The sequence below is a fragment of the Ruminococcus sp. RTP21484sp1_RTP21277st1_D2_RTP21277_210401 genome, from assembly GCF_040924225.1.
Lineage (GTDB): Bacteria > Bacillota > Clostridia > Lachnospirales > Lachnospiraceae > Blautia_A > Blautia_A faecis.
In genome coordinates, this window is sequence record NZ_JBCOMJ010000016.1 from 22,709 (window position 1) to 45,831 (window position 23,123).

20 protein-coding genes and 2 pseudogenes are annotated in these 23,123 nt (G+C 43.1%); all 22 read right to left on the reverse strand.

Annotated elements, in window-relative coordinates; genetic code table 11:
- Nucleotides 1–13: 13 nt before the first annotated feature.
- The 22 genes and pseudogenes from ybaK to AB5706_RS11815 all read right to left on the reverse strand — a co-directional run bounded on the left by ybaK (nt 14) and on the right by AB5706_RS11815 (nt 23,050).
- Nucleotides 14–496 (reverse strand): Cys-tRNA(Pro) deacylase, encoded by a 483-nt coding sequence (gene ybaK, locus AB5706_RS11720; protein ID WP_118581456.1) that lies wholly within the window; start codon nt 494–496, stop codon nt 14–16.
- 745 nt (nt 497–1,241) lie between these two features.
- Nucleotides 1,242–2,033, reverse strand: a complete 792-nt coding sequence (locus tag AB5706_RS11725) for an N-acetylmuramoyl-L-alanine amidase (RefSeq protein WP_173719455.1) — start codon at nt 2,031–2,033, stop codon at nt 1,242–1,244.
- Between the two features lie 31 nt (nt 2,034–2,064).
- Nucleotides 2,065–2,403, reverse strand: coding sequence for a ribonuclease (locus tag AB5706_RS11730; protein WP_202030786.1), 339 nt, complete (start codon nt 2,401–2,403; stop codon nt 2,065–2,067).
- 4 nt (nt 2,404–2,407) lie between these two features.
- Complete coding sequence (locus AB5706_RS11735) at nt 2,408–2,665, reverse strand: hypothetical protein (RefSeq protein ID WP_173719456.1); 258 nt, start codon at nt 2,663–2,665, stop codon at nt 2,408–2,410.
- Nucleotides 2,666–2,762: 97 nt separating this feature from the next.
- Entirely contained in the window at nt 2,763–3,023 is a 261-nt protein-coding gene (locus tag AB5706_RS11740; protein ID WP_173719457.1) for a hypothetical protein, read from the reverse strand.
- Between the two features lie 30 nt (nt 3,024–3,053).
- Nucleotides 3,054–4,562, reverse strand: a complete 1,509-nt coding sequence (locus AB5706_RS23115) for a tail fiber domain-containing protein (RefSeq protein ID WP_472515481.1) — start codon at nt 4,560–4,562, stop codon at nt 3,054–3,056.
- Between the two features lie 45 nt (nt 4,563–4,607).
- A pseudogene (locus AB5706_RS23120) lies at nt 4,608–4,958 on the reverse strand (collagen-like protein); the annotation flags it as partial.
- A 1,191-nt stretch (nt 4,959–6,149) separates the two neighbouring features.
- Nucleotides 6,150–7,094 (reverse strand): annotated as a pseudogene (locus AB5706_RS23125) (phage tail protein); the annotation flags it as partial.
- A gap of 14 nt (nt 7,095–7,108) precedes the next feature.
- Nucleotides 7,109–7,561 carry a hypothetical protein gene (locus tag AB5706_RS11750; RefSeq protein ID WP_173719565.1) on the reverse strand — a complete coding sequence of 151 codons (453 nt, stop codon included), beginning with the start codon at nt 7,559–7,561 and terminating at the stop codon, nt 7,109–7,111.
- A gap of 11 nt (nt 7,562–7,572) precedes the next feature.
- Nucleotides 7,573–8,331: a phage distal tail protein gene (locus AB5706_RS11755; protein ID WP_173719566.1), complete on the reverse strand. Its 759-nt coding sequence runs from the start codon at nt 8,329–8,331 to the stop codon at nt 7,573–7,575.
- Nucleotides 8,328–14,600, reverse strand: coding sequence for a phage tail tape measure protein (locus AB5706_RS11760; RefSeq protein ID WP_368366103.1), 6,273 nt, complete (start codon nt 14,598–14,600; stop codon nt 8,328–8,330). Before AB5706_RS11760 ends, AB5706_RS11755 begins: the two co-directional genes overlap by 4 nt.
- Nucleotides 14,601–15,068: 468 nt before the next feature.
- Nucleotides 15,069–15,455 (reverse strand): hypothetical protein, encoded by a 387-nt coding sequence (locus AB5706_RS11765; RefSeq protein WP_173771009.1) that lies wholly within the window; start codon nt 15,453–15,455, stop codon nt 15,069–15,071.
- Nucleotides 15,456–15,464: 9 nt separating this feature from the next.
- Entirely contained in the window at nt 15,465–16,049 is a 585-nt protein-coding gene (locus tag AB5706_RS11770) for a major tail protein (RefSeq protein ID WP_173771010.1), read from the reverse strand.
- Between the two features lie 3 nt (nt 16,050–16,052).
- On the reverse strand, nt 16,053–16,400 hold the full coding sequence (locus AB5706_RS11775; protein WP_173771011.1) for a phage tail protein: 348 nt from the start codon (nt 16,398–16,400) through the stop codon (nt 16,053–16,055).
- The gene (locus AB5706_RS11780; protein ID WP_173771012.1) at nt 16,397–16,822 is read right to left on the reverse strand and encodes a hypothetical protein; all 426 of its coding nucleotides are present in this window, start codon (nt 16,820–16,822) and stop codon (nt 16,397–16,399) included. Before AB5706_RS11780 ends, AB5706_RS11775 begins: the two co-directional genes overlap by 4 nt.
- Nucleotides 16,819–17,166 (reverse strand): hypothetical protein, encoded by a 348-nt coding sequence (locus AB5706_RS11785; RefSeq protein ID WP_173719572.1) that lies wholly within the window; start codon nt 17,164–17,166, stop codon nt 16,819–16,821. The genes AB5706_RS11780 and AB5706_RS11785 overlap by 4 nt, the downstream gene beginning before the upstream one ends.
- The gene (locus tag AB5706_RS11790) at nt 17,156–17,443 is read right to left on the reverse strand and encodes a phage head-tail connector protein (protein WP_173771013.1); all 288 of its coding nucleotides are present in this window, start codon (nt 17,441–17,443) and stop codon (nt 17,156–17,158) included. The genes AB5706_RS11785 and AB5706_RS11790 overlap by 11 nt, the downstream gene beginning before the upstream one ends.
- A gap of 10 nt (nt 17,444–17,453) precedes the next feature.
- Entirely contained in the window at nt 17,454–18,695 is a 1,242-nt protein-coding gene (locus AB5706_RS11795) for a phage major capsid protein (protein WP_368366104.1), read from the reverse strand.
- Nucleotides 18,696–18,722: 27 nt separating this feature from the next.
- Nucleotides 18,723–19,541 (reverse strand): head maturation protease, ClpP-related, encoded by an 819-nt coding sequence (locus tag AB5706_RS11800; protein ID WP_173771014.1) that lies wholly within the window; start codon nt 19,539–19,541, stop codon nt 18,723–18,725.
- Between the two features lies 1 nt (nt 19,542).
- Nucleotides 19,543–20,802 carry a phage portal protein gene (locus AB5706_RS11805; RefSeq protein ID WP_368366105.1) on the reverse strand — a complete coding sequence of 420 codons (1,260 nt, stop codon included), beginning with the start codon at nt 20,800–20,802 and terminating at the stop codon, nt 19,543–19,545.
- A gap of 2 nt (nt 20,803–20,804) precedes the next feature.
- Complete coding sequence (locus AB5706_RS11810) at nt 20,805–22,571, reverse strand: terminase large subunit (protein WP_173771016.1); 1,767 nt, start codon at nt 22,569–22,571, stop codon at nt 20,805–20,807.
- Complete coding sequence (locus AB5706_RS11815) at nt 22,568–23,050, reverse strand: phage terminase small subunit P27 family (RefSeq protein WP_173718553.1); 483 nt, start codon at nt 23,048–23,050, stop codon at nt 22,568–22,570. The genes AB5706_RS11810 and AB5706_RS11815 overlap by 4 nt, the downstream gene beginning before the upstream one ends.
- Nucleotides 23,051–23,123 lie beyond the last annotated feature (73 nt).

The window sequence follows — 23,123 nt, forward strand, 5'->3', positions numbered from 1 at the left end:
AAATATATGTTTCTTACTCTTCTGCTGTGATTGCAGCCAGTTTGCCGCCTGTCACTTTCAGAAGATCCGCTACCGGCACTTTCAAGGTCAGGCCGATTCTCCCCCCGCTTACATAAATTTCCTGAAAATTTCCTGCCGAAGCATCAAAAACCGTGGGAAAAGGTTTCTTCATTCCAATAGGGCTGCAGCCACCGCGAACATAGCCTGTGATCTTCGTAATATCTTTCACATGGATCATATCAACTGCCTTCTCTCCTACTGCTTTGGCAGCTGCCTTACGATCCACTTCTTTCTCAATCGGAACTACAAATACATAATATCCGCCGCTTTTCCCTTCCATCACAAGCGTTTTAAAGGACTGCTCATAAGGTGCTCCTGTAATATCCGCACAATGGATTCCATCAATAAATTCATCACATTCATAAGCAAGTGTTTCATACTTTACCTTCTGTCTGTCCAGCATTCGCATTGCATTTGTCTTTGCTTCTTTTGCCATTTCGGGTCAACCTCCTGTAATGTATTGGCATAGTAAAGTTTTACCATAGAATTATGTTTTCGTCAATGGAATCTGTCGGGCTGATTTTGCCCCAGAAAAAAAGGAGGGCCAGGACTTATCAAAAAGTCCTGGCAAGTATGAAAAAGAAAATATGATCTATACGATTAAAAAGGTTATCGCCTTTGTTTGATTATTAATATACCTGGAATCTGTGATGAAATTGTGAGGGAGATTTGATGGGTTTGTGAAAATTTCTGTGAGTAGAAGTCAAATTTTAGCACCCACATTATATATTATGCATTCAGAATTTCACCCACATTTTGCCCATACGGAATTACTTATGTGAACAGGACGTGGGCAGGGTCTGCGTGTTGACTTTGCGGATAAAAAATGAGCACCCTGTATTTTGTACAGAATGCCCAATTTCATTGCTACATAGCAATTATAGTTTATTCAATTATTAGAACTTACCAGCCTTAGCAGCTTCCTCAACAGAAACTGTAGTGCCTTATTTTAATGGGTTTTCGCGATTTTTGTTAGCTACCAGTATGTTACGTATTCATTTTTGTATTATTCTATACAGCTTCAACCATGTCATTTTATATAAGAAGAAAAGCCCTCACTCTTCTGCGGGCAGCTGCATGATTGTAAGGACTTTTTCTTATTTGAGGGATATATTTAATGTACCAGATTCTTTCCCATCTGTCACGCACTATCGTGCGAGATAGTACGACGAATTTCGACATTACAGGCTCTTCACCAATACCTGGAAGTCTACTGCCTTCAGTTTCTTTACCACCTTATTGGCAGCCTTCTTTGTTCTGTATGTGCCGACCTGGACACGGTATGGGACGGAGCCGGCTACTTTGCGGATACTTGCTGAAAACCCCTTTTTCTTAAGTACTTTCACCATCACATCTGCATTTTCTTTTGTTCCGTAGGCTCCAGCCTGGATGTAATACTTTGCTTTCGGTTGCGCCGGCGCAATTGTGATCGTTTTTCCCAGAATGCCCTCTGCGATCAGCTTTCCGTGAGCATCCATACCAAGTTTTTTCGCTTTGGCATAATCGTCCTTGTTATCACAGAAGAAAGATTCTACCAGGACAGCTTTTGCCTTGGTCTTTCTGGTCCAGTACAGTCCGGGACGTTCTTCAGCTCCTCTGTCATGCCAGACAGTGCCGAGCTTCGCACTGATCCGCTGGGCTTCCGGAAGACCATTTGCATTGTAACAGTATGCTTCGCAGCCATATGCCTCTCCATTAAAGGCATTCAGATGAAGCTGGACTGACAGATCATAGTTCTGTTTATTCTCTTCTTCAATGAAATACTTGATTTCATCATTCAGGGAATGCAGCTGACCTTCCGGAGCAATACACAAGGTTGCCTCATGTCCTGCTACCTTAAGCCATTTGCACACATAGGGCGCCAGTTCTTTGTTGTATTTATATTCATTCACACCACCCTTGCTAGTACCATCTGCAGATGAGATGACGCCACCGCCATAGTTCGCGTGACCTACACAGATAAAATATTTCATGTCAAAGTTCTCCTTTCAAAAATGAGAGCGATCACTCGCCCTCATATTTTTTGTACTTTGTCTTATCCCAGATTGTCTTTACTCTTTCCCAGCCTCCAGTTGCTACCATATAAATCACGAATGATGCAATAATTGCAGCAAACACATAGTACCATTCAATCACAATTTTAAAATATTCGCAAAAAGCAACCATTGTAGCAGTGCATACAATAAAGGATGTGATAAGAGCAACTGCACTGGTTGGTAATTTTTTGAACCACGGTAGGTCTTTTATTGCCTGCACAATAAGAGACACCACAAAGGCCATCAAGCCAAATGCGATCAGAGCATAGGTTACATAGTTCATAATTTCATTTACATTAATGTTCATACAGTTAATCCTCCTTATGATCATGTTCCAAATCTGCAATTCTATGATTTGCTACCCGAATCTGTTCTTCTGATACAGCCATCCTCTGTTCCAGATTATAAGTTCTCTCTATGGTGTTGTTGTGCTTATCCACTCTTTTTGTAAGCTCTTCCAGCTTGTATTCCATGAGCGCCCTCGTCTTTTCATTCTGGCTATGATTGCTGATCAGACACACTATCAGCGTTACTGCTGCCGATATTGTAGAAGAAATAATTACTTCCATATATGTCCTTTCTCCAGCATTGCGCCGGCGCAATTTTGTAAAAAAATAAGACCTAGTATGGTCTCGCTCTAATTCTCATATTTATTTTCTTCTCCAATCACTCTTCTGTACTGTCAACCTGTCCTTTGTTTGCTATCATCTCGTCCTGCATAGCATATGCAAGCTCCTCGAACTCGTCACGGTCTTTACGGCACTGCGTACGGTTCTCTTTCCGTAACTCCTGGTTAGTGGTAGACTGCTGAATATACATAGTTTTTGGGTTAGCCTCACTGCAAGATGCGGTGTAGGTCTCCACTGTTACTCCGTTGATAACGGACTGTCCTGATAAGTTGATAGATTTAGATGTTGTTAATGCCATGATATTATCCTCCTATGAATAAAGTTTTCTTTAAAGTTCTTCATTTTCTTTTTCTAGCTTATCCACTCTTTGATTGAGCTCTTGCATTGCTTTTACAACATACGCAAGCAACTGCAAATTATTGACAGATTTATAATATGGATGTCCGTCAACTTCTCCGCCTCCATCGACAAGGTTAGGGTCAAGCTGTTCGAGTTCGTCTGCTATAAAGCCAATCTTGTATTTTTTATGAGAATCTTTTCTTTCAAAAGAATGAATTTGCATTGCTTCAATAACTTTTGTTGCGTCTTGTACTTCGGCGTCTCTTATATCGCCTTTTAGTCGAATATCAGAAAGAGCTGCACTACATGCTCTTCCGAGACTAAACCATTTCCATGAACCATCAAGTCTGGTTTGAATCCAAATTGACCCAGCGTATGAATCTCCGTGATAGATAAAAGCTCTACCTCCAGCCACTTGATCGCCAAGATAAACTCCTACAGCAGTCTTCGAACCTGAACCTCCCACATTGAACCCAACGTAAATGTTTCCGAAATTTCCATCAATTGCCAGTGGAATCATTCCATTGTTAGCTTTATAAAAGCTAAAGAAATTTTCATCACCTGTACCTGTTGCCGCACCAAAGCGCCAGTCTACCGAATCTCTATTGGACTGATACTCATATGTTGTATTTATTATGTTGTTACTCTGAATATAACCACCAATGGACATATTGCCATTGGTGGTTATACCTTTTCCGTTATATGCCCGAATCCAATCGGAATCCGTCATATACCAGCCACCACCATAATCCTCACTATACCATCCTGTAGTACCGCGCGATCTAAACCAATTAGATGCATATATGGTATTAGTATTCATGTCTGCAGTCGCAGTTATTGTTTTTCCCTGCACATTGCCAGTAGTGGTAATATCGCCACTGTATAAACTCAGATCACCATACATCGTGACCGTCTTATCAAAAAACTCGAATCCGGCGCCACTTTGTATAGATGTTCCAGTTCCCATTTTTCCTAATTTGATAGACGATCCATCAAAATATAAGATTTTCTGACTGTTTGTGCCGTTAAATATAGAGTATGACTGATTTGCAGTAATCTCTCTAGCAACTATTTTAACACCAGATATAGAACCGGATGCCTCGATGTCTTTTGCAAACAAACTGACAACGTCAATTTTATCAGCGGTAACCGAACCAGCCGCAATTTTTTCAGTTGTTATAGAATTAGCAGCCATTTGAACAGCGGTAACCGAACCAGCGTACAATCGTCCGCCATTAATATAAGTACGATCGTTGTTATAACACCAAGCGGCTATACCCATATCAACAGAATTTGCAAGGGTGTATGCGTCATTCCATGTACTCCATTGCGTATCACTAATACCGATTCGCCATAATTCACGACCATCAATCTTTGCAGTCTGCTTAGGATATCCGCCGGAAGCATCTCGCCATGGCACGCATGTTATTAAAAGACAGAAGTTTTCACCAGTTAGACCAATCGTATTTGCTAATTTCAACTCATTTACTGTGGTCATCGGGAAATTTTGTATATACCAAAGCGGCGTTTGATTTGTGCTTCTAGTGTCTTTGACGTCAAGTCCATCGCCTTTAGGACCTTGAGGCCCCATAGCACCAGTGGCACCGGTCGGTCCCGTGGCACCAGTTGGTCCCTGAGGTCCGGTCGGCCCCTGGTTACCCTGGGGTCCTTGAGGACCTGTCGCTCCGGTATCTCCTTTTGGGCCAGTTTCCCCTTGTATGCCCTGATTACCCTGTGGTCCTTGCGCTCCTGTATCGCCCTTCGCGCCCTGAGCTCCAGTTGCGCCGGTATCACCCTGGGGTCCTTGCTCTCCAGTATCACCTTTCTCTCCTTTTTCACCTTGGGGTCCCTGTGGTCCAGCCGGTCCGGTAGCTCCACCAGCACCATCAACACCCATCCTGGTAGCGATATAGCCTACGGAGGTGGTTGCGTCTGAATATAAGGTGGTCTCTTTTGTCCAGAGATACTGTCCCTGTGGTACGTTAGGCATTGAAGTTAGCCATTCCCCTGTAGGAACATCTGTCATGCTAGTACCAACCTGGTAAGTGTATGTGGTTCCAACAATGGACTTAACGTTATTAACCTTAGTGTCGATCTCAGTAATTGCGCTCTCTACAGTCTTCTTACTCTTACCAAACAAAATATCGCCAGCACTAATTCTCAGGTGAAAGTTCCCGTCATCGCCTTTATAGAACTGAATATACTCATTCGTATCGCCAAATCCTACCTGGCCATCTGAGCCGAGATAGAATCCTCTGGTGGTATTGAGCGCAGAAGTCTTAGCTCCGGAATATATGCAGTCGTGTCCGATATGGTTTCCACCGATGTCAGCACCAAAAGCTACCAAGTCGGTCACCGCCACTTTATCTGCTGTGATACTCTTGGCCTGGATAACAGTACCGTTCAAACTGTTATAGTCAGTCTGCTCCGAAGTTACTCCTGATCCGTTGGTATTAAGCTTGTAGTAAAGGCCATCTTCCCCCTTAATGACCAGCTTATCTGCCTTGATGGTGTTACCCTCGATCAGATCACCTTTGATAGTTACACCGACCAATTCGCCAGTAATAGTCTGGTCGCCGACCACTACATTCTTAATCAAGCCAGATTCTGAATAGAATTTCTCCATAGCCGCTATGCCAATATTGGAGAAATCAATGCTTGCGTATTTCAAATCAGCGTCTGCGGCGTTAATCTTTTTTACATCCAGCTCATTGATTAACGCTTTGTTAGCCGCCAGTTCATCCGTAACGGTACTCTCAAATTCCGCGTATTTAGACTTAATGCTGGTAGTTTCTGCCTCAAGTGCTTTCAGACTTTCAATGGTGGCAAACTTAATATCAGCCTCTTCTGTCTTGATATAGTTTGACTCGATCTGTCCTACCGCCAGTTTCAGTTCTGATAAGCTCCCGTCCAGAGTATTGTACAACCCCTGCAGATTTCCCACCGCACTGCTGCCATATACACCCTCGTCAAAATGCAAAATATCCGATACATTGATAGTCCCCGTGTACCGTCCATCATCACTGATTACGGTGTTAATAATTTCCTGGGCGGCCTGGAGCTTCTCCCTGGCCTCTTCGAATGAGGGAAGCTTATTGGCCAGTTCGCACTCATCTTTGGTATGGTCCTGTGGATATTGTGTAAGCTTGATGATCCGCTGCTTTTCCCGGATCCCGGTGGCGGCATCGATCAGGGTGATTGTATCTCCCAGGGAAAAAGAAAAATCATCGTATCCAGCTCTTTGTTTGGCCAGATCAATAATATCAGCACTGTATGATACTTCCGGCTTTGACAGATCTTTCAGCTTCGCTTCTGCATCCTCTTTCATGGCTGCAGCATCTGTATAAGATTCGTCTTTCCAGATGTAGGTCTTCACCTTATTCGTGTACTGGTAATTTTCCAGGTAATTCTTCCCATCGTTCACGGACTCGATGGTAAGCCCGTCCTGGCCAATAGGGATAATTCTCGTATAATAGTCGTAGGTGCTGCCCTTCCTCTGTAACCGTTTCAGGTTAAGCCCTGTGAGGAAAAAGTTCCCTTTATCCTGGCCAACCTGATCGTAAAAGGATACTGTCTTTTTCTTGGTATCATAAACGACTTCACACATAAATGCAGTACACAGCTTCTGAATTACTCCAAGCGTATTTGTCTGCAATATCCCTGCATTTCTTTTCTTGGTTACGGTACATTCGCCAACCGTCCAGCCGGATCCAGCCAGAGCAAGCTTGGCCGCATCTTCTATTGTGGAATCCGTAATGCCAAAGGAGCTCCAGGGCTTCGCCTCCAGTTCTTCCAGGTTCAGTACCGCAACAAAGGAGAGGAATCCATCTGTGCTTACACTCTTTTCTTTTACTACATACTCAGCATCCTGAGTCTCAATATAATACTCTTCACAGATTTCATGATGTCTTGCCATGTATGTAAAAGAAAGAGTCTGATCGCCAGTTGTAACGTCGCTCGCAACCTTCAGATCCTTGTATTTGACAATATGCCCTATGGCATTGTGGTTCGTATCATATATCTTAAGCATAGGGCCGCCTCCGTTTAGTCTTCAATCATAAACATAAAAATGCCTAATTCCCAACTTCCAATATCAAGCCCATCAAATTCTTCCAGGGATACCTTATGCACCTCAAAATCCATTTCCAGTCCCAGAAGTTCCTGAATCTTTTGGTTGAGCTCTTTTACACTTTTTCCTTCTTTAAGAATGATATCCACATTTCCGGGGGCTCTCTTTTCCTGTTCAGCTCGCTTTTTTTCCTCTTCAATTGCCTTTTCCTCCTGTTCAAGATCCCGGTATTCTTCCATTAACTCCTTACGGGTATCTTCATAAGGTTTTAATGCGTTAAGCAATAAGTTCGTGTTTTTATTAATGGCATAGCTCAGTTTTATCTTTCCAGATAAAATTTTCTTTCCATCTTCTTTATAAATCTGTGCTTCTTTTTCCTGAAAAAGTTTTAATCCGTTATAAGCGTTTAACATTTCCTGGTTTGTCATGTTTTTTCCTCCTACATAAATCTTGGTCTATATTTCACAGTCATGTCTGTCCATGTGCTGTCTAAGGTAATCCTTGTTTCCCCTGGTAAAAGGATCGGCAGGCTCCAAATATCAACATCTGCTGCTTTGTTAGCCCCATTTTCTGTAATCTTCCCACTTTCTCCGTCTAAAATCACAGTACTGTTAGCAGTAAGGCTTCTTATTACCACCCGAAGGTTTTCTCCTGTATCTAGATTTCGGTTTATTCCAGTTATTGTCAGCTGTTCCATTCCCACCTTTGGCGTAATCTCTACCATACAAGGCGTCCGGATGTTCCCAGGATTTGTAACTACTGTCTCCAGCATCCCGGAAGCGGACTCCGAAAACGGTGAACCGTTTGGCTGTTCAGCAAACTCATAGCAGGAAAAATCAACGGTGAGCTTGCTCAGCCTGTTGGATGTCACCTTCAGACGGGCAAGCGGGTTTTCTGTAAAATCATGCTTGCTCATAAACCCGCAAAACTTGTGATCGAACTTATCCAGTTCCAAGGTGACCGACTCGGACATCATATGGGAAAGCAGGGTGCTGCAATTCTGCAAGATCTCATTTCGATCAGAGCCGTATACCAGGAAGGTGATCCGTATTGTCTTCCACCCGATTGATCCATTAATGAAAAACGGCAGTGGGCTTCCCCTCTGCCATTCGCTTTCATTTTCAATATCGGAAAATCCCGGAGTCACGTTCCACTGTTTGGCCTGTGCTCCGGATATGTCCCAGCCATTTATATTCATCTCAGACGCCCCCTTGTGTATCTTGTGGCTGCCATTTCATTTTTTATGTTCATGTCTTCCCTGAGTTCTCCGACCAGCTTATCTTTATCCATGAATACTTTTAAGTTCTTCATGGAGCTTGCCATGTTCTCCATCATGGACTCCATCGTACTCATCATGGAATCCATTTTGCTCAGTATTTCGGAGTTATCACTTCGATAGCTTCCTGATAACTTCGCCTGGTGCTCTGACTGCTGCTGAATCAAACGGTTAAGTTTCTCGACTCCAGCCGCTCCTACCTCCAGGGAAGATCTGGATTCCAGGAACTGATCCGGATTCATGGCAAAATTATAAAGGTTTTCTGCTCCCTGTGGGTTAATTACCTTGTCCCCGGTGAGCATGTTCTGCATGATCGCGCCATCGGACTTACGGAGAACATATTCCTGGGCGTTATTTTCAAATAACCACGCCAGCTGATCCTCTATGACGTTTTGAGTACCGGTCTTCAGGCCGTTCTTTTTCATAGCGGCCAGAATTGCTTTTTTCTGCGCTGATGTAGGCTTTTTGTCGGCTTCCACGCTAAGAGCATCCGCAATCTTTTTAACTGTGGAATCGTTGACGCTCCGGCCGTAGTTCTTAACAATGTACTGCCACAGATCCGAATGCTTCTTTTTCTCAGCATCTGATACTGATTTCTTATGGGCTTTACTTGCATTGATCAGCTTTTGTACTTCTGTAATTTCTGCCGGTTCTTCCGCTACACCTGCGGTCACGGCCTCCAGCTCTGCTTTTTGCGCGGGCGCAATTTCAGATGTTGTCCCAGAGGAAGCTGAGCTTGAAGAAGCAGTGCTGGATGTATCTGTTCCACCGGATCCAGAAGAGGCCGTGCCAGATGCAGTGCTGCCATTCGGAGTTACATTTACGTCAAGCAAAGTTCCACCTGTGCCAGCTTTCTGAATGCCAGCGATCAGGTTACCTACAATATCCTCACCAATCTGGCCAGCCTGTTCCACCAGGGACTGCAAGCCGGTAGATAGTCCCTCATTTAGTTTCGCAACAGCCGAAGCATTTTCAGCTGCCAGATCATCCAGCTGCTTCTTATAGTCTTTCTTGGTGTCACTTATCTGCTGGTCAATAGCATCCCGCGTAGCCTGTGTATCTTTTTTTGCCTGCCGGTCTGCTATCTCCTGCTTTTCTTCCCAAAGCTTGTTAAATTCATCCAGCTGCTCTGCAGTCATCTGATTCAGGCTGTAAATATTGGCGGTTGCTTCTGGTCCTGCGTCTTTCAGTTCCTGCAGCAGCCCCTCTGAAAGTCCCTTTCCGCTCAGTTCCTGCAACTGGGTTTCCCACAGTTTCAGTCCCTCAACCTGGGTATTCATATTGTAAATCAGACGATCTGCAGTATATCCGGAAGCATCCCAGGCATCATAGTTATTCATGGATGAAAGGATGTCTTTCTTCCGATCAGCTATGGCACTGTCCCTTTTTTCTTCCAGATCCTGTATGGTCTCATTTAGTTCTTTTTCAAGCTTTTCCCGCTTATCATTGTAATCTTCATCAAGCTGCAGCTTTTCTTTTTCGTAATCTTCTTTGGCTTCCAGGTACTTTTTATCTGCTTCTATGCGCTCATCCGTACCGGCTGTGAACTGTTTTCTGGCAATATCCCAATATTCCATCTCTGCCCTGGCGGACATGGAATAATAGGTCTGGTAGGTCTCCAAAAGGGATTTCTGTACTGAAGCCTGGGTCTTTGCAGCTTCCTCTCTGGCTTTGGCTACCTCTTCCTGCTTCTCCTGCTTTTCCTCGTAGATCTGAGTGTCCAGTTCCTGGATCTTTTGTGTTGCTTCATACCAGGCATCAGTTCCGCTCTTTAAATTCTTTCGAACGGTGGTCCAGTAATTTTTCTCCTGGGCTAAAGAGGCAGCATGTAATGTCTTGTACTTTTCCAGCCGTTTTTCAGCAGCACTGAGGACTTCAGAATTATAAGTTTCTGCGTCCTTAGTAGTTTTCTTTTGATTATCTCCGGATCCGGTAACTTTTTCTTTGGATACGCCAAAATTGTTCTTTATACTGCTGCTCAGTGCCTTGCTGATCGTGGAACTGCTGTCAAGCTTATTAAGCTGAGAGGTTGCCTGTTTATAGGCTGTGGATCCTTTCACAGCTGTATCACGTATCTGCTGCCAGTACCATTTTTCATTGTCCAGAGAAACTTCATGGCTCTTATTGTATTGCTTAAGCCAGCTGGTGGCGTTTTTCAACACAGCCTTTGACATTTTTCCAGCGGCTGCAGTTGCTACCTTTGTGTTTTTAGTTATACCAGACGCAGTACCTGCAGGTAACTGATAGCCGACTTCTTTCTCAAATTTCTTTGATGGAGAATGGATCTCTGCTGCTGCCTTGGCTGCGGCAATACCTGCATTGATCATTCTTATTGAAGCGCTGATGACCTGGGACTGGCCTGCTGATATACCTTGCGCTACACCAGCAGCCGCGTTGTATCCTGCAGTGTAAAAGCTATTCTGATAGGTTCGAACTGCGGCCGCTGCCTGACTCGCCATTGTTCCGGAAGCGCTGATCGCGCCACTTTTTCCAGAATTTATACCAGTCTGATACTGCTGAGCGGCTACTGTTCCGGCTTTCTCATATTCGCCTTTTTTCTCTTCGGCCGCCTTCGCTCCGGCAGACGCCATCTCGCCACCAGCCTGTTCAACGCCAGACTGCTGATCTTTAATTGAATTCTGGGTTCCTTCTCCTACAGCAGTACCAACATCTTCACCTGCAGACTGTGCATCTGCTGCCTGCTGCTGGATCAGTGCCAGAAGCTCCTGCATAGCGGATACTGCCTGCGTACCACCGGCATCAATTCCTGCCTGGATTTCTTCCGGAATCTGGATACCCGCTTTATTGGCGATTTCTGCCACGCCCTGGATTGTTCCTTCAATAGTCCCGTTCAGCTGATCTATTGCCTGCTGAGGGGTTATCTCACCGCTTGCAATTCCATCTGCAAGTCCCTCTGGGATCTGTACACCACATTCCTGCGCCATCTGTACGGTCTGCATGAGGGATTCCTGGGTGGCTGCTGGAAGCTCAGCCCAGCCTTCCACTGCTGAAGCAACGGCGTTATCAATGGACTCGCGCAAATCAGAAAAATCAATATCTGAAGAACCAAGATCTCCCATTGCCATCTCATAGGCGGTCTTATTAGCTGCCATTACAGTTGCTGTATCTTCTGATATATCCATGGCATCAGTCCACTTTTTGGATATGCCTTTCAACTGTTCTACGCCGTACTCACCCTGATTGTCCAGAGTCCATACCATGTGCTGGAGCATATTAGCCGCATCAGTTCCTTGCTCCTGGATTGCCTGGATAAACTCTGCGGAAAAGATTGCTTGCCCGCTCTCATCTGTGGCTTCTTTAAGACGCTGGAGATTCTGCTGATAGTTCTGGATTCCATCAACCCAGGACTGCAGGTTTTCGTTCATCTGTTCTGTGGTGATATCATCCCCACCATCGAATTTATCTGCAAAACTGATTTTATCCTGCAAATCAGCTTTTATAGATTCCATGGTGGAATTGTATTCATCCAGGATCTGGCGCATGGCTGTCTTGGCAGCGTCCGCAGCTTCCTGGGAACGTTCCATAGTTTTGTTGAACCCTTCCAGGGCTGTGCCAGCTCCTGCTGCCGCCAAGCCGGTTGCTTGGATTGCATCAGCATTATCTTCTTGTGCCTTTGTATTGTCTTCTGTTGATTCAGTATTATCCTTTTTTACTTTTGTAATGTTTTCTGCACTTTTGGCATATCTTTCCTGTTCTTCCGAGCATTTATCAATTGTTTTTTGATTTTCCTCAATTGCTTGAGAATATCCTTCCATTTTCTCTGCACAATCAGCTATGCTCGTAGCTGCTATTCCAGTTGCATCACCATATGCTACTGTTCTTCCATCAATACCATCCAAACGTGAATCCAATTCGCTGCTACTATCGCTTAGATGTTCCATAGCATAATTAAATTCATCCTGTGTTATTGCACCTTTTTCCAATGCCTCTGTATAAAGTTTTGTTTTCTCTGTTGGAAAATCAATATCAACTTGATAGCTTGGATCTACACTGGCCTTCTGTCTTTCCTCTTGGAGCTTTACAATTAATTCTCTCTCTTTTTCCAAGAGTTCCATTCTATCTTCAGTGATTTTTTTCTGTTCCTGTGCTTTATCCAGCTGTACCTGTGCCGCTAAAGACTCATTGATTAAATCCTGTGTGGCTGCAATTACCGCCTGTTGGATTGCTGTTTGCTGATAGTTTTCTACCAGTTTTTCCAGCTCATCATTAGTTACACTCAGTTTATCATTTTCATCATCATAAGCACCAGCCAGTTCTGGAATGGACTCTGACAGTTTATCTACGATAGCCGCCATTTCCTGTTTCTGAACAGCTGTACGGTCTTCGACATTATTCAGTGCTTCCAGTCTGTCAGCCAGAGCGCCTACATTTTCCACGGAATTCAGGGTTCCGGTAAACTGATCGTCAATCGCCTGTACATTATCAGCTACTTTCTGCGAAGACTGTATGACGTCATCATACATCTCTTCCATTGCATCTTTCTGAGGCGTAATCGCGTCTGTCAATCCAGACACAACATCCGTGAGTAATTCCACGCCGTCCTGTAAGGGACCTGAAATGTAATCATACACTGCAATTCCCAGTCCCTCTGTGGCAGAGCTAAGCTCTGTCAGTTTACCCTGCAGGTTATCCTGCATAGTATCTGCCATATCAGAAGCCGCACCTGAACAATTTCTCAGGCTTTCCTCATAGCCAGCCACCTGATCAGCTCCGGTATTAAGAAGCATGTTCAAGCCTTTAATGGAGTCAGATGTAAATGTAGCCATAAGAGCCGCCTGCTTCTGGGCATCTCCCATTCCATCTGTAGCAGACTCTACATCTTTCAATACATCCGTCATGTCACGGAAATTTCCGTTAGAATCCATTACGGTAACAGAAGTATCACCAATGGCGATCTTTCCATCTTTCATCTTGCTGGTCAGATCTCTCATTATAGCAGCAAGAGAGGTACCAGCTTCACTGCTCCGGAGTCCGTTATTTGCCAAAGCCTCCAGGAAAGAGGTTGTAGTCTCAATGTCCTGACCGGCGGCATTCATGTTGGCGCCACAGTTCTTGTATGCCTCGCCCAGCTCTGCTGCTGTAGTAGAACTGTTTGCTTGTGCATATGCCATCATATCTGCTAAATGGGTTGACTGTGAAGCTTCCAGATTAAAAGTACTGATATTGTCTGTAACAATCTGGGATGCATCTGCCAGATCCATATTGGAAGCGGCTGCCAACTGTAGAACGCCATCAATTCCAGAAAGAGTCTGGTTTACAGACCATCCGGCCAGGGACATATTTGTCATCGCGCTGGCTGCTTCCGTTGCAGAGAATTTCGTACTACTTCCAAGGCTCTTTGCCTTATTTTCCAGTGCTTCCAGCTCTGATCCGGTTGCTCCAGAGATAGCCTCCACTTCACTCATTCCAGCTTCAAAGGAACTTCCGACTTCCACCACATACTCTGCTGCTTCCTTTGCCTTATCACCAATTGCCGAAATAGCTTCTCCTGCAAGTTCCAGGCCCTTTGCGGCTAAAGCTTCTCCAAAACCTTCCTTCAAGCTTTCCCCAAACTCTTTTGTGGTGCTAATCACAGTCGTTGTTTCTTTTCCGTACTCATTTATACTCTTTGCACATTTATCTGTAGCATTTTGTGCTTCCTGCAGATACTTCTCATTCTGTTTTAAAGCCTGGTTATTTTTTTCTATATCATTCTCGGCGTCACTAACTTTTTTAGACCAGTCCGATACTTTTCCTTCACACTTCTGGCACTCCAATCCCTGTTTTTCAACAGCCTTCTGAAGGCTTTCCACTTCCTTTGACTGCTGCTGATACTCTTTTGTACCATCCTTTCCAGATTTCTGCATGTTTTCCTGGGCTTTTTCAGCCTCTTTCAATGCCTTGGAAAGTTCTTCATATCTCTGCGCCGCTTTCTGCGATACCTTCTGCGCATTCTCCAATCCTTTTTTCGCAGACTCCGCCCTTTTCTGATAACTCTCAGTCTGCTTTGACAGGTTTTCCTGCTTTTTAGTCAGAAATTCAAGAGAATTGGCATTTTCCTTATATTCTGTGCTGAGTTTTTTCAGTTCAGAATTTAGCATTGCACTTTCTTTTTTCGCATTTGATACACCCTGTGAAAATTGTCTTTCTCCGTCCAGTGCAAGTACAATTCCAATTTTCTTTCCTGCCATAGTTAGTCCTCCCAACAAAAAATCCACATAAAAAGAGCACCTCAAACTGAGATGCTCTTTTTACATGGATTTTTATTTATACTTATTTCTTGGATATTGGGACTTCTTCAATGTGGGTTTTATACACCACCGGTGATGTAACCCATTTGATAAATTTCTTTATCAGAGCCCCTATCAGTATTGCTAATAATAACAATACAAACAATATTACCAACAACATATGCCACCCACCTTTCTGCTTTTCTTAATTATAATCCGCAGCTCTGTAAAATTCAATATCATTTAACAGAGCTGTGAAAGAAAATCAGAAAATGGTGTCCAAATTTAACTCTTCGTCCTTTTTTCTTAATCCGTTATAATCCAGGTACTCATTATAGATTAAATAAAATTTTCGTAATGTCATGCCAAACACTTCTTTTTCACTATAATTAAGCACTTTACACCCAACATACAGCAACCGGGCTACGTTTATAGCCCGGTCTTCTGGTTTGGGTCTTCTTCCTCATCCTCTTCAGAATCCTCACTATCCGGATTTGGCATTGAAAAGCCATATGCTTCAAGCAAAGTAATAGCAAGTTTCTGCATTTCAGCCGGTTTTATAAGACCGTCAATGGTTTCTACTTTTACTTCCTTACCTGTATCTACAGTGAGAAACGCAGCTACAACACTATAAAGTGTTTTTATATCTTCCGAATCGGTTTTATAATCCGCCACTCTCGCAATTGCCGGCATAATATTCACTAATGCCTTATTACAGGTTTCCTGAATTGCTTCAATTGCTCCGATGGTGAACAGGATATTGTATTCCTGTCCACCGATGGTCACTGGAGCTCCGGTTGGTCTCAAATCACTCATACGATCTCCTTACTCAATACCTACCTGTTTGTTCAGCCATGCCTTAGCCTCAGCTTCAGTATTGAATACAAGTTTTTTGCCAACAGACATTTTTCCATTGACTTCTACCGGATATGCCTTTCCTTCGATGGTAGCAGTCTGGAAGTTTGTGGTGTCACCTTTTGTCTCAGCATTTTCTGTAGGCTCGCTATGCTGAACTTTGTAGAGCCAAATTACAGTAAAGCTGGTAACTCCGTTTTTCTTTCTACGCTTATAGAATCCAACTCCAAAGAATGGAGCCTCATCTTCGGTTCCAATCTCAATGCTTTCCGGAGTACCCTCCCCACCAGAACTACCAGCTGCTGCCTTAACATATGTATGTCCAAGCAGTTTTGCCTGGTTTTCCAGAGACAGATCATCAACACCAAGAGAAGTGCCCATGTCCTTCACGGATTTATCAGTCTCTGCTATTCCATCGTCCGCCCAAAGATCAGCATCATTTTTATTTGGGGTTCCTGTAAAGTTAATTGCCTTTGCAAGAACAAATCCATCTGCATATTTGTTTCCCTCTGTCCATGTTGCTGCAACTGGATATTTCATACCAATATGTGCCATGTGTTATTCCTCCATATCATAATCATTTTCAAATTCACATTCGAATACAATGTGTCTTGTTTTATTATCAGGTTCCATCAATACGGTTACATCAGGATACGTTCCACCCTCTTCCAGGATCGCCCTGCGAATTTTTCTTTTTGCTTCCAGGTAATCCTTAGTTGATGGCAGGAAATAATGAATCTGCATTGAGGATATATCCTCTATAGGCTGATCGTCCGCGAATAGTTCTGCACCATCCTTCACATAATTAAAGGTAATATACTCGCTATTTCCACCGCCAAAGAAATCTGATGTCACCGGAATGCCAAGAGGCTTCAACGCTTTTATTATCTTTTGATTTATTGTCATAGCTTGTCCACCTCCGCGCCAATTACCTCTTCCATAACCTGCATTACTGCATTTTCGCTTTGTGCTACTGCTGCCGCGCGTACAGGTCTTGGCTCCTGGCCGTGTGATCTTACACCATATTCCAGATAACCCATTTTTTCAGCATTTCTAAGACCATTTTTATCAGTTCCATTGGGTTTTACCACAGCAAACACTCCGAGACTATTGTCTCTTGCGTTTGTAGCAGCTATGGAAGCTTCCAGTTCGCCTGTTGAATACGGTTTTCCGTATTTATCCCTTCTGTTAGCTGCGGATCTGATCTGTGTTTTCAGGTTTTTTTCGACAATTGGGGCGGCCTTATTCACTGCTTTTTCAGCCATTTCATAAGGATTTGCCAGCTTATTCAACATCTCTTCAACATCTTCAAAACCTGTTATCGTCATCCTTGCCATTGTCCTACCTGCGCTTTTCCACGTTCACGCATCTGACAAGTCAGCTGCACCTTCATGGATTTATTTTTCTGATATCTGCGCTTTATATCATAAATTTCACCTGTAGACTCATCCACCAGGAATGATTCTCCAGAATAATTACACGCCATGATCTCAACAACCTGGTCTGCGGTATAACCATTCTGTTTCGCAAGAACCTCATCATCCCTGGTACTGTCGCGGAAATCTGCCGGAATACCACCGATAAATTCATATGTTTCCTCCATCATGATTCCATTATCATTTATCGTTGGATCATTTTTCTTTACCGGCAGCGAAATACTTTTATTCCACATCCAGGTCACTTCCTTCCAGTGTCATGCGAAAAACTTTTTTTCGGTACAGATCCAGATACATTCGAGTATCTGAGCGGTCATTTCCAAGATATGCCTTTACATATAAAGTCACAGCTGTAAGGACTCTCGGATCATCCGTATCCTTCTTGAGAATATCAGGAGGCACACCGGAGGTCTTCATGTCCTCCAGTGCATCTTCGATGTAATCGCTGATATCCTCGTTATACACTTTAACTCCTTCTGCAATTCCACATCTTTTTTTTATTTTTTCCAGCATTTATTCACCATCATTTCTGCAGAAGATAAGCATTTACAAATGCCTCTTTATCCCTTATCTTAACGTCTTCTCGTTCGATAGCACGATAAATAGTCAGATCTTCCGCGAATGCATTAAGGTCACCGATTGAAGCAATATTGGAAGTCATGATTGTAGTCTTTGCACGGTCAAAGCACCAGATACCTTCCTCCAGATCTCCGATTATAACCGGAATCTTTGTCGCACTGGCCTCATAATAATTTGCAATGTCCTGTTTTTTCGGCTCATCAACTGCTGTATATACCTCTTCCACTTTTGTGTAATAAGTTTTTTTGGCATTTACATCAGTATCTGCCGTTTGCTCATATGTCACTGTGCTTGGTAAATCCCCTTTTGGGATTACCTCAACCGGTACGAATGTACCACCGACCGCAAGTCGCGACTGCATGGTATCTTTTGGATCCGGTGCAAGAAGGTATCTTCCAGTAGAATCTTTTAATGTATCTAAATACTGTAATCCATCATCATTGGTAATGATTCTGGAAGACTGCTTAAATGCGGATCCGAGGGTAACATTGAGAACTTTTTTAATATCATCCAATCCGTTTAATTCTACTTCTTCTTTGGTCTTAATCTGACCCATGATTAGATTATTCTCAGTTACTCTTGCCTCATCTCCAATCCACTCAATAAGTGTAGAAGCGATATTTGCATCACTGTCAGCCAGGAGCTCATTGGTCACTGGGAAATACCCTGCATATTTACCGATTTCATAATCAATACGCTCAAACTGTGGAGTATTTTTTGCACCAATCTTACCGCCTTCACCAACTTTGGTGAATCCAGTCTGCTGAGAGCGCTTTTTAAATGTTCTGGAACCCTTTTCAGTTTTGACAGATTCTTTACGGACCAGCTGGCCTAATGAAAACTTGGACTCTTTGTATTTGTTGATTCTGGTCTGGATATCCTCTGGAACAGTATAGCCTCCATCTGCTTTTGAGCCTTCACTCATGGAATTCTGTACGTGGAACCCTGCTCTGGCAGCCTGTGCAAACTCTGCCGTAGAATCTTTTGGTGTTCCTGCAGGAATCTTACTCTCCGGCACGGCTGCTCCATCGTCCAAGTCTTTCAGAATATCAAATTTATCCTGAAGCTCTTTCAGTTCATCTTTAGCTTTTTTTGCTTCTTCCAGTTTTCCTTCATTGGCAAGGTTCTTAACTTCATCTTTTTTCGCGTTAATCTTCTCCAGAAGGTCTAATAATTCTTTGTTCACGTCTTTTTCTCCTTTCAAAAAGGGAGATCAAACACCATACCGGTCAAGATCTCCCAATAATTCAGCCTTTATCTTTTCTTTTTCCAGATTTCTCTGATTAGCCTCTTTTGCTTTGATTTTTTCCATAACTGCATCTGCAATAGCGTCAATATCCAGAGTTTTATTTTCCGGTTCTTCATGCTGCTTTAATGCTTTTGGGGTCTTTGAATACTCATCAAAGTAATTACTTGTACAAGCTGCTGCCTGTACACTGTCCTCCACTTCAAAATCAAAATAATCAGTGGTATCACTTCCGACCATCCAGGTCTCTTCGTTGATCAGATTATTGATTTCCTCTTCTGTAACCCCTTCTTTGGTCTTCGACATGTATGTCTGCAGGATTGCTTTCTGGCAAATATCCAGAGTATCTGCATCTTTTCTCAGCTGATCTGCGTTCATACTGGTAAAAAAGTAACCATTTGTAGGCTTATGAATCATAAAGGTTCCATTTGCCGGAATCACAATCCGATCACCGGCACATGCAATCACAGAAGCAATACTGGCCGCAATACCATCAATATAGGTGGTAATCCTGGCATTATTGCGTTTCAACATGTTATAAATGGTAATTCCGGCAAATACAGATCCACCTCCACTGTTTATGTGAAGGTTAATCTCCTGTATGTCTTCCAGATTTTTCAGGAAATCTGAAATATCAGAAGGACAGGTATCATCATCACTCCATTTTCCCCAGTCATCAGATACGATATCTCCAAAAATATTCAAATCCGCTGAGATTTCTGTCTGATTACAGATTTCCATCTTTCCCACATTCTTTTTCTGATTTTTCAGCAGTAATACTGGCATTCTACTCACCTCCTTTGGTGTACTGTGTTCCAACTTTTTCAAGCGGAATATAATTTCCATTCACAATCAGCTTATCGCCGTCTGGATCATCTGGCATATCCAGATATCTTCTCGCTTCATTTGGCCTGTATATTCCATTGTTCACAGCATCTTTTAACATTTCCATCTGTGTCTTTGTATCAGTCCTCAAAATCGCTTTTTCATTAAACTTATAAAAATATCCAGCTTCTTCCTCCTTCAAGCTCAGTACCTTGGCATTGATTTCTTCTTCATACATTTTTAATCTGTACAAAGCAGTATCAACTAAAAAAGCCAGCTGCTGAGTTTCACTGTTTGAATAGCTGGATTTTTCATAATTGTTGATCTGATTTGGCTTAATACCGAATGCTCCGGCGATCTGAAGTGCAGAATACTTCTTCAGTTCAAAGAACTGTGCATCCGTAAGTGTCATTTTCAATGGAGTAAGTTGTAGTCCGATTGGGACAGGTATTACCCTACCGGCGTTTTTGGGACCAGACAGCTTATCTGCAAATTTTTTCTGCAACGCTTTTATCTTGCTTTCTTCCAAGTCTCCGGCATACTGCAAAGCCATGCTTGCGCTTAGTCCCTGACGATAAAGGTTATTCATAAAATTCTGGCTTTCCAATGCACCTCCTACGGTATCCTGGAGAATTTCCCTCACAGATTTTCCCATAATTCCATTTAAGGAATACCAGGTTTTAAAGTGCATCACCTCACTGGATCTGAATAAATACTGTTCACCAGTCTTTGGATCATTGTACTGATAGTACAGCTTTCCTTTTCCCCCAAAAACTCCAACGTCATCCATGTATACGGTCACACAATTTGCCTGCATCGGCCAGAGATCCAGAACTTTATAATGTCCTCCATATTTTTCTCTTTCAAAGGTACCACGCATCCAGATATAACCATTTCCATAATGCTGACAATTCATCTCTGTAGTGGTCCACAGAGTTGTCGGTGTCATTATTGTATTTGGCCGCACAGACAAAAGTCTGGTTATCTTGGTCGGCTCTGCTCTGATTCGGCCTTTAGGCGTTTCCTGATAGTACTTTAACGGAACTTTTCCCATGGTTTCACTGAGCATTTTCAAACAGGTATAATAAGTTACCTCTTTCTCAACATCCGGATTGGTTCCAGTTATTCCCAACCATTCTTTCAGCTCATCATCATCATCCATGTATACCGCTGGCCGCGTCAGCACATTCCATGCATTTTTTAATCTATCTAATATCCTCATTGTTACCAGTCACTTTCCAAAAATCGATCTATTCCCTCCTGGTAGCTGGATCCGAATTCGTGATACATTGCCAGCTTAAATCCACACAAGGTAGAATCCACAGGGTCAATTCTTTTTGTTGTAGCATCTTTATCTATCTTAATCAGTCCCTGATTGGTTTTGATCACTGCATTGCTCATTGCAAAGTTCAATACAGGATTGTATTCATACAGTATATTTCCACAATATACCTGCTCACGGAATCCCTGAGTAGCTTCATTCAAGTGCTTGTGGCTCTGGAAAACTTCCTCCACTATGTATCCTTCGTTTGAAAGATCCATCATCAGCTTGCTGGCATTTGCCGGATCGAAGCACAGGCATTCAATGTTCCAGTCATTTTCTGCACATGTATCCAGAACATATTGCATTACTGCATTCTGATCCACAATCGGAGTATCTGTCACTGTAATAAAGCCCATCCTTTCCCATGCATCATAATCCACTTTATCTTTTGCCTTTCTTTCGGCCAGTTTTTCCCGGTTCGGAATAAAAGAGTGGGAATACAATATGTATTTCACAATTTCTTTTCCAGTCTGGTCAAACTCGCCTGATAGAAAGGGAATTACGAATGTAACAGATGTAAGGTCTATTTTGGCCGACATATCAAATCCTACATAAACACTCATTCCATGAGTATCAATAGGGATTTTATCAACCTGGCAGGCCTTCCACTTCGCCATGTCCATATATCCGTTTTCTTTTGCCTGAACCCAGATATTTAACATTTTGGTGAGAAATGCCGTCATCTTTTCCGGTATTTCTTTGGCCACTCTCCAGGCTGTGCGGATCTTATCCGCACCATTCTTATAGCTCATCCTAATTGGATTTGCTTTTTTCCAGATGTTTTCATCTTCAAGGTTTCGGATATCATCCTTGTAATCCTCCGGATCCACTTCGCAGATATCCACCAGATACTCCTCATTTTCCACATCCACATCTGGATCCAGGATCTTAGAGCAGTACTGATATTCCTGGACGTAACAGGGATATGTAAGATCCATCCCTGCAGTGGTAATAATCATCAGCAATGGCTCTTTGGTATTTGCACCAAGCCCAAGGTCATAAAATTCTGTAGTCTTGTGCTGATGGTATTCATCAAGAATCAGTCCGGCTGGATTTGTTCCATCTCCATTCTGGCCATCCTCTTTCGACAATGCCTTTATGAAGCTTCCAGTTTTTCTGTGTATTACAGCATCCCTGGTAATTTTAAAAAGAGGTTTCAGCGGAGATTTATTCAGCATGAGCTTAGCCTCATTCAGAATAATTTTCGACTGATCCCTCTTTGTTCCAGCAGTGTAATATTCATAATTTTCTTCATTCCTGGTGGCCATCACCGATATTTCATAGAGGGCCACACCTGCTTCCATCTGGGACTTGGCGTTTTTTCTTCCCACCTCAATAAAAGACTGCTTGAACCTTTTATAGCTGGTAAGATCTTCGCGCCATCCGTAGAGCTGGCACAAGTTAAACTTTTGCCAGTCCGTCAACCTGATTGGCTGCCCTGCAAGGTCACCTTTTGAGTGACGGAGCATAGCAAACCAGTCTACAATTTTTGACGCTTCCTCTTCATCCCAATGATAAGGCCATACATTAGCCTGTACATTTTTTGCATCCTCTTTCTTGCAATCCTGAAGGAAACGTATACAGGCCCATTTATGTTTCTTTCCTGATATTTCTTCCCCGGCCAGACAACGGTTGGCGTAATCTATCAGTTCTTCTTTGATGGTCATATGTTGCCAAATTTATTTGTGATGGCTTCCCTTGTCTTATCAGACTTCACTGCTGCGGCTTTCAGTCTGGCGTCAATAGTGAGTCCACACAGGGAAGCAAATTTTCTCATTTCCTCTGCATATGTGCGCTGGATATCAACCATTGGATTTTTCACCACAATAACGCCATTCCTGGTCTCGCGATCAATGTAATAGGTCTGATCTTTCAATATCTCTGTAGCCTTAACATAATTTGCAAAAGCATTACAGTAGCCGCCTAAGTTGTTACGGTCCAGGTTCCCGATCAGATTGATTTTTTCCAATTCCTTAACGATCCTGCGCCACTCTTTCTTGGCCACATTGTCAATCAGCCAGGTGGGAGGACGTTTTAGTTGATTTTTGTCTGTAGTCACACTGTCTTCTTCTGCTTCCCTGGTCTGCATTGTGATCACAGTAAGATTTCCCCGCTGCTCTGTCAGCGGCTTCCTCGGCCTTCCCATTCATCCTTCCCTCCTTCCTTTGCCAACTTTTTATGAGTATTTAGAATTTTGCGCAAGCTACAGGGCAGGCGGG